Raw genomic sequence first — 12,081 nt, 5'->3', positions numbered from 1 at the left:
ATTTGGTTTTAATTGGTCCGAGGCTGGTATCTTTCCATCTCCTCCCAGCAACGCTGTCCCGCTGAGGTGATCCGGCTTCCGCCTCTGCCACGCTCCACGCGGGCCAGGCCGTATTCCTTAAACACGCCCAAAACTGTCCGCACCTCCAGCTGGGAAAGGCCTACGCCCTCTTTCCTGGCGCGCTCCAAAAGCCGCTCCCGCCCGCCAGCCTCTCTGCTCTTGCTCCATTGATACAGCATCTTAAGCACAAAGCCGTAGGCCTCCGGCAGGATCCCCTTTTCTTCCATGGCCCTCTCCCACTCAAACAGCCTCCTCGGCTCCGCCTTTGGAGGGACAAAAGGCTCTTCCTGCACCTCTTCCCGCTCATAGAGAAACGTGGGCGGCAGATCCTCCTCTGTGATCACAGGGCTTCCAGTAAATGTAAAATACTCTGCCAGATTCCTGAGTTCTCTGATATTTCCGGGCCAGCTGTATTCCCGGAAAATCCCTTTGACCTTCTCTGACAGCACAAAGCTTCCTCCCAGCTTGCGGCCAAACCGCTCCAGCAGAAGGAAGACGTCCTCCCCCCTGGCTCTTAAAGGAGGGATGAGAACGGGCAGAGTATTCAGCCTGTAGTAAAGATCCCTCCGGAAGCTTCCATCCCGGACCTTTTCCTCCAGGGATTCATTGGTTGCCGCCACAATGCGCACATCAATATGGATGATCCTGTTTCCGCCTACGCGCATGATCTCATGCTCCTGAAGGACACGCAGCAGCTTTACCTGAAGAGCAGGACTCATGCCCTCCACCTCGTCCAGGAACAAGGTTCCGTGGTGGGCAAACTCAAAAAGTCCAGGCCTGCCGCCCTTCTTTGCCCCTGTAAAGGCGCCCTCCTCATAGCCAAAGAGCTCGCTCTCCAGCAGGTTTTCCGGCATTGCCCCGCAGTTGATCGCCACAAAGGGCCCCTTTGCACGGCTGGAGGCCAGATGCACGGCATTTGCAAACAGCTCCTTGCCCGTACCCGTCTCTCCGATCAGCAGCACCGGGGATTCTGTGGAGGCCATCTTCCTCAAGATCTGCTTTGTCCTCCGGATCCCTTCCGAATCGCCTACCACATCGTCAAAGGTATATTTGGCCCGGTAGCCCTTGTGGAGCAGCTGACTACGCAGCTCGTTTTGGCGGTTCTCCGAATCGTTAAACCTCTGCAGGATCGCAAAGGCGCCGATACATTCTCCCTTTCTCAGAACGGGGCTGACAGAGACTGCCACATTGGCGCCATTGATGCGGGTGACCTTTGCCTCCAGCTTTCTCTTTGTCTTTAAGCATTCTAAAAAGGGAATATTTCCCAGCACTGTGGAGGCCTGCCTGTGCATTACCAGAGAACGCTTAAGGCCTGTTATCTCCTCCGCCTTCTCATTCATGGCAAAGAGCTCCGCCCGCTCATTGATACCGATGATGCCCTCATCCAGGATCTCCATCAGGATATCAAACTGGCTCTCCAGACGCCTGGTCCTGGCAAACATAAGGTCAAAGCTGTAGGTATTGGTGGCAATGCTGGAAAAATACTCCTGGAAAGGACGTGTCTCCAACAGCTCCTCCAGCCCCAGCTTCAAGGCTGCCTCAATCATGGTCCCCGAGGTCAGACAGCGCTGTCCGATGTTCATCACCTGCTTCATTCCAGCCGGGACATACCGCTCCTCATCCGGGGTGACCGCCAGGTCAATGCCCTCGGCCGCCGCCGGATCTGCTCCGGGATAAAAGGGAATGAACTGGAGATGGTTCACTCCCAGCTGGTTTAAGCCTGCCGTGGCCTCGCGCACCATCTTCTCTGTCAGGTTCACGAACAAGGCCTTTGTACCGGCCGGGATCGCCTGAAGCCTCTTCACCACTTCCCAGAGATAGCTCACATGGATCTCGCTGATCTGGGCGTCAATAGGGATATACTGGGGCACATCCTCCCTGTTGTCAAATGCATCCGTAGACATAAGATACAGATCTGACCGCTCCATTTGGGAGACCGTTCCTGCCAGCACACTGTAGGACTTTACCTCCACGTATTCCCCGAACAGCTCCTGGACCTGCTTCCCATAAAATCGGCTCGCCATGGGGTCAAGAGCGATCACCGCAACCTTCTTTGCCATGTTTCCCCTCCTACTGTACCTCCTGCATTCCCATAAATACCTTTTCTGCAGTAATCGGAAGCTCCCGGATGCGCACGCCCACTGCATTGTACACAGCGTTGGCAATAGCCGGAGACGGCGTATTGATCACGATCTCTCCAATGGACTTTGCACCAAAGGGTCCTGTGGGCTCATAGCTGCACTCAAATTCCACCTGCACTTCCCCGATATCCAGGCGGCTGGGCAGCTTGTACTGCATAAAGGAATTTTCGTACACCTGTCCTGCGGCAGAGTAGGTCACATCCTCATACAGAGCCATGCCGATCCCCTGCACCAGGCCTCCTTCTGTCTGCACCCTTGCCAGGTTAATATTCAGAGGCGTGCCGCAGTCCACCACTGCCGCAAAGCGGATGAGCTCCACATGGCCGGTCTCCTTGTCCACCTCGATCTCTGCTGCTCCTGCCATAAAGGGAGGCGGAGATACCGGGGAAGTATGGGACTCTGTGGCCTGAAGGGCATCCTCGTTAAAGCACATGACGCGGTTGCCGATCTCCTTCAGGGAGATCTCCTTCCTGCTTCCATCCTCTTCCGGTGAAAGCTTGCGGACAACACGTCCGTCAAATTCCAACTCTTCCGTGCTGCATTCCAGATACTTGGCAGCCTTGTCCATGATCTTTTTCTTCAGAGTTTCACATGTCTTTACCACAGCCATGCCTGTGAGATAGGCGGTACTGGAGGCATAGGAGCCGGAATCATAAGGAGAAATGTCAGTGTCCACGCCGTAAACCACAATATCGTCCACATCGCAGTCCAGGCATTCTGCTGCGATCTGGGCCAGGGTGGTATCACAGCCCGTTCCCATATCGGCTGCACCAATGGTCATGCTGTAAAATCCGTCGTCATTGACCTTCATGGTAATGCCTGCCACATCCACGCCAGCGATACTGGAGCCCTGCATTGCCATGGCCAGGCCTACACTGCGCACCTTTCCGTTTCCCATATCCTTTCTGGGATATTTTTCATCCCAGCCGATCATTTTCTTTACCCGCTCCACACAGCGGTCCAGGGCACAGCTGTTTGCTGTCTCTCCATAGTAGGCAGGCATGACATTTCCCTGCCTTACCATGTTGAGCTGCCGCATTTTCACAGGGTCCATGCCGATCTTTGCTGCAAGCTCGCTGACAGCAGACTCCACTGCAAAGATGCCCTGGGTAGCGCCGTAGCCCCGGTAGGCCCCGGCAGACATGCGGTTGGTGTACACCACATCGTATGCAAAGCGGAAGGCCTTTGGCGTCCCATAAAGAGGGATGGCCTTATGGCCGGAAAGTCCCACGGTCGTCGGGCCATGTTCGCCGTAGGCGCCTGTATTTGACAGAGTATACACGTCCATGGCCTGCAGGATGCCATTGTCATCGCAGCCCACTCTTACGCGCACCTCCATCTCATGACGGGGTGAGGAGGCGATCTGGGATTCATAGCGGCTGTAGACCATCTTTGCCGGCTTTCCCGTCTTTATGGTGACAATGGCAGGATAAACCTCAGCCACCACTGTCTGCTTTGCGCCAAACCCTCCGCCGATCCTGGGCTTGATGACCCTGATCTTTGACTTCGGCACATCCAGGGCATTTGCCATGATGCGGCGTACATGGAAGGTGATCTGGGTGGAAGCCACCACATTCAGGCGGCCATATACATCCATATAGGTAAATGCCCGGAAGGTTTCCATCATGGCCTGCTGGTTTGCCTTTGTGTGATAGACCCTGTCCACAACATGGCTGCAGCCTGCAAATGCAGCCTCCAGATCCCCATGCTCCTCACAGCCGGAGGCGCAGAGATTCCTGCTGTTGTCAGCCCCCACATTGCACAGGGACTGCCAGTTATCCTCCGGATGCACCAGGATATGGCTGTCCTTTGCATCATGCATATCCAGAACAGGCTCCAGAACCTGGTATTTTACGCGGATCAGGCGCATGGCGTGGTCCACTGCCGCCTCTGTCTCACCTGCCACAATCGCCACTGCATCTCCCACAAAGCGCAGACGGCGGTCCAAGATCAGCCTGTCGTAGGGGCTGGGCTCCGGGAAGGTCTGGCCTGCCATGGTAAAGCGCTTCTGGGGCACATCCCTCCAGGTCAGGATACATTCAATCCCCGGTATCCTGGAGGCAACGCTGCAGTCAATGTCCGTGATCAGCGCATGGGCATAGGGACTCCTTAACACCTTTACGATCAGGCAGTCCTTTGGGGCCAGATCATCTGCATACACCGGTTTTCCCGTCACAAGCGCCTTTGCGTCCTTCTTCACAAGGGGTGCACCTACCACGCGGAACCGTTTTCCTGTCAAAGGGTTGATATATGGGCTTTCCATCACGCTTTTCCCCCTTCCTGCTTATATTCCAGATACTTCTTTACCGCCCGCAGCTGGGACATGTAGCCGCTGCAGCGGCACAGGTTTCCGGACAGGTATTCCTTGATCTCTTCCTCGCTTGGGGAGGTAAGCTCTCTTTCCATTGCCAGCACGTTCATGATAAATCCGGGGCTGCAGAAGCCGCACTGCTCTCCGCCCTCCCTGGCAAGGAACATTCCGAACTCCTCCGCCTCCTTCTGCACGCCCTCCAGCGTGGTGATATGGCGGCCCTGGGCCCTCACTGCCAGAGTGGAGCACGAAAGGATTGGGGTATTATCCATCCATATGGTACAGAGGCCGCAGTTTGCCGTCTCACAGCCCCTTTTTACGCTGTAGCAGCCCAGCTGGCGCACCAGATCCAAAAGCACCATATCCGGCTTCACATCTGCCTGGACCTGTTTTCCATTTAACCGAAAACTGATATTCATGACCGGCTCACACTCCTTCCTGTCAGGCTTTCCATCAGGCGGCGGGTATACACGGCTGCAAGCGTCCTCCGGTATTCCCCGCTCCCTCTGATATTGCTTCCATAGGTAAAGGAATCCGCAGCCTCCTTCGCCATCCTGGGAAGCGTATCAAAATCATCCTCCGTAATGCACACCAGCCTGGCCTTGGCAGGTCTCGCCCCAATCGCCACAAACCAGCGGCTGCCGAGACGGGAAACACAGCATGCGATCAGCGGGAAATCGGTCTTTGAATTTCTCTGGCTGGCATAGGCCGCCCTTCTTCCATCCTTCTTGATCACAATACGTACCAGGATATCCTTTCCATCCCTGCGCACAGGCCGGGCTGCAAATTCTGTCAGCGGGATCCTGCCTTCATGGTAAAGCTCCACATAAGTATCCAGGGCCATCATACAGGTAAGAATGTCGGAAAATCCAAAACGGCTGTAAATGCTCCCCCCTACCGTAGCGCAGTTCCGCATCTGTACACCTACGATACCTTTTGTACATTCCTTAAAAATGCCGTTAAAATAGCTGTTCAGCCCCTCGTGCTTCTCCAGCTGGCGCAGGGTACACATGCAGCCGATGGAAAACCCATCCGCTGTCTCCTCAATCCGGTCAAGTCCCAATCCGGACAGATCTACAATGGTACGCTTTGTAATATTTGTCATCTTCATCCAGACCATGCCGCCTACCACCAGGCTGCTGCGCTTCTGACACAGCTCATAGGCCTCTCCCAGATTCTCCACTTTCACATAGTCATCTGCTCGAAACACTGATTTCTCCTTTCGTAAATGCAAATCCCTTATCCATTTAAACAATCATATTATGAGAACCGCTTCGTGAACCTCATAATCGGATTTACGGTGCACAAAACGCGTCTTTTTTGAGAATCTGCTTTGCAGCTTCTCATAACCCATATTTTTACAGCTTCCAGGTACCATACCCTCAAAAAGCCGTGACAGGCAGATGCATTATAGCATGAAATCCTTGTATTTTCTACATTTATCGTTATTCTTTTGCAAGATAGATAACAGTTCAGACGGCTGCCGGGAGGGCGGCTGGCGCTCCCGGCAGCCGTCTGAACTGTTACCAAGATAGCGGAATTGGAAATAGTACCCGAAACGTAAAAGCAGGAGGCCCGCCGTAAACCGGCCTGCCTCCTGCCTGATATCAAATACTATGATCCCTGTTCTTTCTTCCTCTGTCTGTCCAGCCACTCTGCGCACTGTCCAAACCAGCCAGCCACATGGACATCTGCAAACCGTCCTTTGGCAGGCTCCTCCACCTCCTTTGTGGCAAGGGACAGGCCGTGCTCCCCCTCAGGGTAAATATGAAGCTCAAAGGGGACTCCCTCTCTTGCCAGGCCTTCTGCAAACAGGAGCGTATTCTGCACAGGCACGTCCCTGTCGGCAGCCGTATGCCAGATAAATGCAGGGGGCGTCTGGGAGCTTACGTAGCGCTCCAGGCTGAAATAGTCCCTTCGGGAGTCCTCCTCTCCGGCCAGCATCTTCATGCTGCCCTGATGAGCATAGAGCCCAGACGTGATCACAGGATAGCACAGCACCAGCCCATCCGGGCGGATGCATCTCTGCTCTTCTTCGGAAAACAGGCTGCTGTCGTTCCAATGCACGCCCAGGCTTGCCGCCACATGGCCTCCGGCAGAAAAGCCGCAAAGGATCACCGGCTTATGAGGCCAGTCCTCCCGCACGCGCTTCACGGCAGAAGCCGCATGGAGGAGCGGGGCAATGCCCAGGCATTCTCCACCCCCGCCCGCTTCTATCCTCCCGGCTTTTTGTTGTACTGCCCTTGCTTCTGCGGCTCTTTCCGGCGCTTCTCCCCCGGTCTCTTCCTTATCCAAAACCGGGTAGTACAGGATCCACGGCTTCCAGCCCGCCCCTGCAAAGGCCTCGGCCACAGGCCCGGCCTCCCTTGGGGAATGCCACTGGTATCCGCCGCCGGGGCAGATGATGATGTTTCCTTTCCACTCCTGTGAAACAGACGCGCCTTTCGTCCCCGCCTCAGCCAGTCTGATATTATCCTCCAACCTGCTCATCTCTTCCATCACACCTGAAATCCAAAGAATTCATTTACGTTGTTGAAGCAGACATCCTCGATCACCTGCTTTAAGGCCTCCTCGCCGGAGAAGTATTCCCCTCTCTCCACCAGCTCGCCAAAATAATTGCAGAGTACCCTGCGGTACAGCTCATGGCGCGGGTAGGAGATAAAGCTGCGGCTGTCTGTCAGCATGCCCACAGACAGGCTGACGGGATAGAGGTTTGCACAGGACTCAAACTGACGCTTTATGCCAAATGCCTGGTCATTAAACCACCAGGGAGCCCCCAGCTGTACCTTCGCTCTTACACCATTGTCGCAAAAGCCTGCTGCAAGGATGGCCCAGGCCTCGATCTTTGTTCCGTCCAGTGGATAGAGGATGGTCTTCGGCAGCTCCCCTGCAATGGTCAGGCGGTTTAACAGCTCTCCCACACTGGTGACGGAGCACTGGTCGTCAACACAGTCAAAGCCCGTGGACTGTCCTACATTTTTCACTCCTGTTGTATTGGCATCCAGATAGGTTCCGATATGCAGCTGCATCACATAGCCGTTCCTGTGATAGCGGCGGGCCATCTCATAGAGGAAGGCGCTCTGGTACTGATCTGCCTCGTGGGCGCTTATGGGTTCATTTGCCCTGGCCTTTCGGAAGATCGCCTCGACTTCCTCCGGCCTGTAATCTGCCCAAGTAAAATAGGGGATGCCGTCATCGCTGACTGTGGTGCCTGTGGTCTCCTGGAAAAAGCGCAGTCTTGCCTCCAGAGCATCCAACATGGTTTCAAAGGAAACAACCGGAATGCCCGACACCTGCTCAAGCTGGTCCATATAATCTGCAAATGTATCAAGGAGGAGAAACATTGCCTTATCCGGACGGAAGGCAGTGATCACTCTGGTAAACATCTTTTCCTCCTTTAGGGCAATGTGGTAGCGCAGATCATCGACAGGATCCTCTGTGGTGCTCACCAGCTTTACATTGGAGTGCTCCATGCACCAGCGGCGGGTCATGTGCTGTTCCCGTATCATTGCCGTGGTCCTCTGGTAGATCTCCTCTGCATTTTCACCGGAAAGCGGCTCATCAATATCGAAATAACGCTTTAGTTCCAGTGCGCACCAGATATAAATGGGATTTCCGATAAGCTTCGGAAGGATGGCGGCAAAGGCAAGATACTTGTCGTGGTAGCTGGCCTCCCCTGTGATATATTTCTCATCGATCCCAAAGGTACGCATGGCGCGCCACTTATAGTGGTCGCCCCGAAGCCACATTTCTCCCAGATCCTCAAACTCCTTGTTCTCATAGATCTCGGAGGGCTGCAGGTGGCAGTGATAATCAATGACCGGAAGCTTTTCTGCGTATTTGTGGTAAAGCTCTCTTCCTGTTTTGCTTGTGAGAAACAGCTCCTCATCAAATCTTGTATTCATGTTCCCTCTCCTTACTATGAAATGTCCGCCGCCGATAGGCAGCATGTATTCAGTTATGTTAAGTGTGCCCGCCAGACTTTTATGATGCGGCGGCGCGTCCGATCGCCGGGCGCATGGAGGTTTCCCCTCCGGATTTAGAATCCGATCAAAGCTCCGCCGTCTACCGGTATACAGCTTCCGCTGATATAGCGGGCTGCATCACTGCACAAAAAGGCTGCGCACATGCCCACATCCATGGGATCTCCCACCGTCTTTGCAGGGATCCTGCCCATGATCTTTGCCAGGCGCGGCGGGTCATTGTCCACTGCCTTGTGGAACATGGGGGTGTCGATCCAGCCAGGAGCAATGGCATTGACTGTCACGCCATACTCTGCCAGCTCGGCTGTCAGTGTGTGGATGAGTCCCAGGAAGCCTGCCTTTGCAGTAGAATAGCCAGCTACCTGCGGCTGTCCGATATAGCTTGTCATGCTTGCCTGGAATACGATGCGTCCCCTCTTCTGATCCTTCATGTAGGGAACAACGGCCTTTGTCATTGCAAAGGATCCCACCAGATGCACCTCCAGGACTCTCTTATAGTCCTCAACGGTCATATCCCAGATAAATTTCTTGCAGTGGTTTCCCGCATTGTTGATCAAAATATCCACGCGGCCCTGCTCTGCCACGATCCTGTCCACCAGCTCCTGTGCATGGGCGGTGTCTGTGATATCAAACTGGTAAAACTCTGCCTTATCTCCAAACTCAGACAGAGCCTCTGCTGCCTGCTCCGGTGTCTCAAAGCTGACAACGCAGACCTTTGCCCCGGCGCTCACAAGGCAGCGCGTAATGGCAAGGCCCAGACCCGTGGACCCTCCTGTCACGATCGCAACCTGGCCCGAAAGATCATACCAGTTTGCCATTTTAAATTGTTCCATTTCTTCTGCTGTAAATGCAGCCATTGTCCTTCCTCCTGTCTTTACTATAAAAATCCTGCCGCCGGACAGGCGGCATGTATTCAGGTATGCCAAGTCCGCCCGCCGGGCGCATGTAGGTTACTATGAAATGTCCGCCGCCGACAGGCGGCATAAATTCAGGTATGCCCAATGCGCCCGCCAATTTTTTATGGCGCGGTGGCGCGTCCGCCCGCCGGGCGCATGTAGGTTTGCTATGATAATTCCTCGCAGGCCCGCTTAAAGGCGACCTGCTTCTCCTGATATTTATAGGGAATGTAATATTCCCTGTGTCCTAATGCCTCGCTCTTTGTCGGCCTTCCGGCCGCTGTGGCAGCCACATACTCCGCCAGCTTCACAGCCATCTCATCCTGGCTCATTTCCCCTGTGAGGATGGGGCTGGCATCAAAGTCCATGTCCTCCTCCATCCGCCTGTAGGTAGCATGATTCCCGGTGATCTTGACGCAGGGGGAGACTGCACTTCCTACCACATTTCCACGTCCAGTCACGAGAAATACGATGTGGGCCCCGCAGCTTACCAGATCCATTAATCCCTCATTGTCATTTGGATTCGTGATCCCGAACTGCATCCAATGCGGATCCGGTGTTGAATCAAGGAGCCACAGGCCGCTGTGCGCAGGTGGCACTGAAACCTTAAGTACCCCTTGGATCGGCCTGGAACCGCTCTTGACGACAGCCCCCATGCTCTTCTCCTCAATGGTGGAAAGCCCTCCTGCGAAATTGCCGGGACTGACCGAATACTGGCGTACGGACTTGCAGTAATCCAATGCTTTATCATAGGTGTACCGGATCTCCTCACGGACCTTGTCACTCGCCGCCCGCTCTGTAAGCAGCCTGTCAAGTCCAATGGCCTCTACGATCTCCTCAAATATGGCTGTGCCGCCCATGTCCACAAGCTTGTCATAGAACCGCCCCACGACCACATTGCCTGCAAGGCCGCTGGTATAGTCGCTGCCGCCGCACTCTGCGCCGATCACCAGATCCCGAAATCCCATTTCCACACGCGGCGTTTTTTCAAGCTCCTTTAAAGCCTCCCTCACCCAGGCCGTGCCCTTTTCCACGGTCTGTCTGGTTCCGCCCTCATTCTGGATGAACATCCAGCAGGCAGGCTTACCCTCCTTCCCGGCAATACCGGCCAGCCATTCCGGCTGTATGTATTCACAGCCCAGTCCCACTGCCAGGACGGCGCCTACATTCGGATGGCGGATCAGGCTGATGATCAGATCCACCGCATACTGATTGTCCGTGCATCCGTCAAAGCCTACCAGCTCCACATCCGGATGTCCTGCCTGTTCCACGATCCTTTGCCCAACAAACTCGGAACATTTTACCGTATAAATGACCAGCACCCGGTTGCGGATGCCAGGCGCTCCGTTTTTCCTCTGGTAGCCCTGCCAGGTTAAATCCGTCAGCTTCATCGTTTCATCCTCACTCATATTTTGTATCCTTCGGCGCGCCTGTCTTCACATCCAGATGACTGGATCTCTCATCGTAGATGCTGTGCATGACATGCAGGTGCACCCAGCTCCCCTTGGGGATATCTGCCGTGGCCCGCCCGATCACAACGCCGTATTTCACAATATCCTCGCCTGCCCGGATATCCTTAAGGGCGATCTTGTGGCCTGTGGGAATGTCTGTGGCTGCCGCAAGCCCTGCCTCATGGCAGTCGCCGATCAGCCTTACCTGTTCCCCCGCCTTTGCCTCTGAAAGCATGGTCGCCACATTATCCTGTAAATCAATCTGAAATGCTGTTATCTCTTTTTCCATATCCATCATCCTGCTCCAGCCTGTGTCCCGCTGCCCGAACCCTACAATATCCCAAACTCTGCAAATGCCTGGGTTGCAGACATACCGCCCTCTATTGCCTTGCGGACTTTCTTTTCCCCGGAGGCCTTGATGAGCGCCTTCTCGATCACCTCGTCCTTCATGTCCTTCGGAATGATCAGGACGCCGTCAATATCACCGAACACCAGATCCCCGTCATGGATCGTCACCTGGCCGATCTCGATGGTGCAGCGGTAATCACACACATAGGTGCGGACAGAGGAATCCTGAGCCCAGCACTGGGTGCAGAATACCGGGAAATTCTGTCCCAACACCTGAGGCGTATCCCTGCTGTAGCCATCCAGCACAGCGCCCACAGCCCCTCTTGCCTTTGCGGTAGCTGTGAGGAGCTCGCCCCAGAGGGCGCTGTGATGTGCGCCTGTGGCAATATAGACTTCTCCCGGCTTTAACTGGTCCAAAGCCTCTGTCAGATAGCCAAAGGGCTTCTTCGGATTTTCAAACACATCATTTTCCAGGACCGTGCAGGCATAGCCTGCGATCTTCAACCGGTTGTCCGGCTCGCTGCGGTCAATATAGGCATCTGCCGGTACAAGGGCCTCCAGAGGGCGGATCCCAGCCGGAAGGAACTGGTGCTTATAGCCCATCTGATCCAGAATATCTCCCACTACCGGGGTATAAAGCTTTTCTTTCATCAATGCAAACAATTCTTCGTCATTTTTCCATTGTGCCATATGTAAAACACCTCTCTGTTATTACTATGAAAATCCTGCCGCCGGATAGGCGGCATGTATTCAGGTATACCAAATGCGTCCACCAGTCTTTCGTGGCGCGGCGGCGCGTCCGCCCGCTGGACGCATGTAGGTTTACTATGAAAATTCTGCCGCCGGATAGGCGGCATGTATTCAGGTATACCAAATGCGTCCACCAGTCTT

At 54.6% G+C, this 12,081-nt stretch carries 10 protein-coding genes; all 10 read right to left on the bottom strand.

The features are described 5' to 3' along the window. Positions 1–8: 8 nt before the first annotated feature. The 10 genes from LIZ87_RS07515 to LIZ87_RS07470 all read right to left on the bottom strand — a co-directional run bounded on the left by LIZ87_RS07515 (position 9) and on the right by LIZ87_RS07470 (position 11,880). A complete protein-coding gene (locus LIZ87_RS07515; protein ID WP_178317167.1) occupies positions 9–2,120 on the bottom strand; it encodes a sigma-54 interaction domain-containing protein in 2,112 nt (703 codons plus the stop codon). Between the two features lie 10 nt (positions 2,121–2,130). Continuing rightward, positions 2,131–4,464: a xanthine dehydrogenase family protein molybdopterin-binding subunit gene (locus LIZ87_RS07510; protein WP_178317166.1), complete on the bottom strand. Its 2,334-nt coding sequence runs from the start codon at positions 4,462–4,464 to the stop codon at positions 2,131–2,133. Further along, entirely contained in the window at positions 4,464–4,931 is a 468-nt protein-coding gene (locus LIZ87_RS07505) for a (2Fe-2S)-binding protein (protein WP_178317165.1), read from the bottom strand. The genes LIZ87_RS07510 and LIZ87_RS07505 overlap by 1 nt, the downstream gene beginning before the upstream one ends. Beyond that, on the bottom strand, positions 4,928–5,722 hold the full coding sequence (locus LIZ87_RS07500) for an FAD binding domain-containing protein (protein WP_178317164.1): 795 nt from the start codon (positions 5,720–5,722) through the stop codon (positions 4,928–4,930). Before LIZ87_RS07500 ends, LIZ87_RS07505 begins: the two co-directional genes overlap by 4 nt. 404 nt (positions 5,723–6,126) lie before the next feature. After that, positions 6,127–7,002 (bottom strand): alpha/beta hydrolase, encoded by an 876-nt coding sequence (locus LIZ87_RS07495; RefSeq protein WP_227146110.1) that lies wholly within the window; start codon positions 7,000–7,002, stop codon positions 6,127–6,129. An 8-nt stretch (positions 7,003–7,010) separates the two neighbouring features. Continuing rightward, positions 7,011–8,417 (bottom strand): glucuronate isomerase, encoded by a 1,407-nt coding sequence (uxaC, locus tag LIZ87_RS07490; protein ID WP_227146108.1) that lies wholly within the window; start codon positions 8,415–8,417, stop codon positions 7,011–7,013. Between the two features lie 134 nt (positions 8,418–8,551). After that, positions 8,552–9,352, bottom strand: a complete 801-nt coding sequence (locus LIZ87_RS07485; RefSeq protein WP_227146105.1) for an SDR family NAD(P)-dependent oxidoreductase — start codon at positions 9,350–9,352, stop codon at positions 8,552–8,554. A 206-nt stretch (positions 9,353–9,558) separates the two neighbouring features. Beyond that, positions 9,559–10,800, bottom strand: a complete 1,242-nt coding sequence (locus LIZ87_RS07480; RefSeq protein ID WP_227146102.1) for a UxaA family hydrolase — start codon at positions 10,798–10,800, stop codon at positions 9,559–9,561. Beyond that, a complete protein-coding gene (locus LIZ87_RS07475) occupies positions 10,793–11,131 on the bottom strand; it encodes a UxaA family hydrolase (protein WP_330664564.1) in 339 nt (112 codons plus the stop codon). The genes LIZ87_RS07480 and LIZ87_RS07475 overlap by 8 nt, the downstream gene beginning before the upstream one ends. A gap of 41 nt (positions 11,132–11,172) precedes the next feature. Next, entirely contained in the window at positions 11,173–11,880 is a 708-nt protein-coding gene (locus tag LIZ87_RS07470; protein WP_178317182.1) for an RraA family protein, read from the bottom strand. Positions 11,881–12,081: the final 201 nt, after the last annotated feature.

This window comes from Lacrimispora sp. 210928-DFI.3.58 (assembly GCF_020554865.1).
GTDB lineage: Bacteria > Bacillota > Clostridia > Lachnospirales > Lachnospiraceae > Enterocloster.
The sequence above is the reverse complement of the archived record's forward strand: the minus strand, read 5'-3'. Positions and strand labels throughout refer to the sequence as shown.

Excerpts from the sequence above, each read along its gene's own strand:
- LIZ87_RS07515 (WP_178317167.1), bottom strand. The coding sequence starts at position 2,120 with ATGGCAAAGAAGGTTGCGGTGATCGCTCTTGACCCCATGGCGAGCCGA.
- LIZ87_RS07510 (WP_178317166.1), bottom strand. The coding sequence starts at position 4,464 with ATGGAAAGCCCATATATCAACCCTTTGACAGGAAAACGGTTCCGCGTG.
- LIZ87_RS07505 (WP_178317165.1), bottom strand. The coding sequence starts at position 4,931 with ATGAATATCAGTTTTCGGTTAAATGGAAAACAGGTCCAGGCAGATGTG.
- LIZ87_RS07495 (WP_227146110.1), bottom strand. The coding sequence starts at position 7,002 with ATGAGCAGGTTGGAGGATAATATCAGACTGGCTGAGGCGGGGACGAAA.
- uxaC (WP_227146108.1), bottom strand. The coding sequence starts at position 8,417 with ATGAATACAAGATTTGATGAGGAGCTGTTTCTCACAAGCAAAACAGGA.
- LIZ87_RS07485 (WP_227146105.1), bottom strand. The coding sequence starts at position 9,352 with ATGGCTGCATTTACAGCAGAAGAAATGGAACAATTTAAAATGGCAAAC.
- LIZ87_RS07480 (WP_227146102.1), bottom strand. The coding sequence starts at position 10,800 with ATGAGTGAGGATGAAACGATGAAGCTGACGGATTTAACCTGGCAGGGC.
- LIZ87_RS07475 (WP_330664564.1), bottom strand. The coding sequence starts at position 11,131 with ATGGAAAAAGAGATAACAGCATTTCAGATTGATTTACAGGATAATGTG.
- LIZ87_RS07470 (WP_178317182.1), bottom strand. The coding sequence starts at position 11,880 with ATGGCACAATGGAAAAATGACGAAGAATTGTTTGCATTGATGAAAGAA.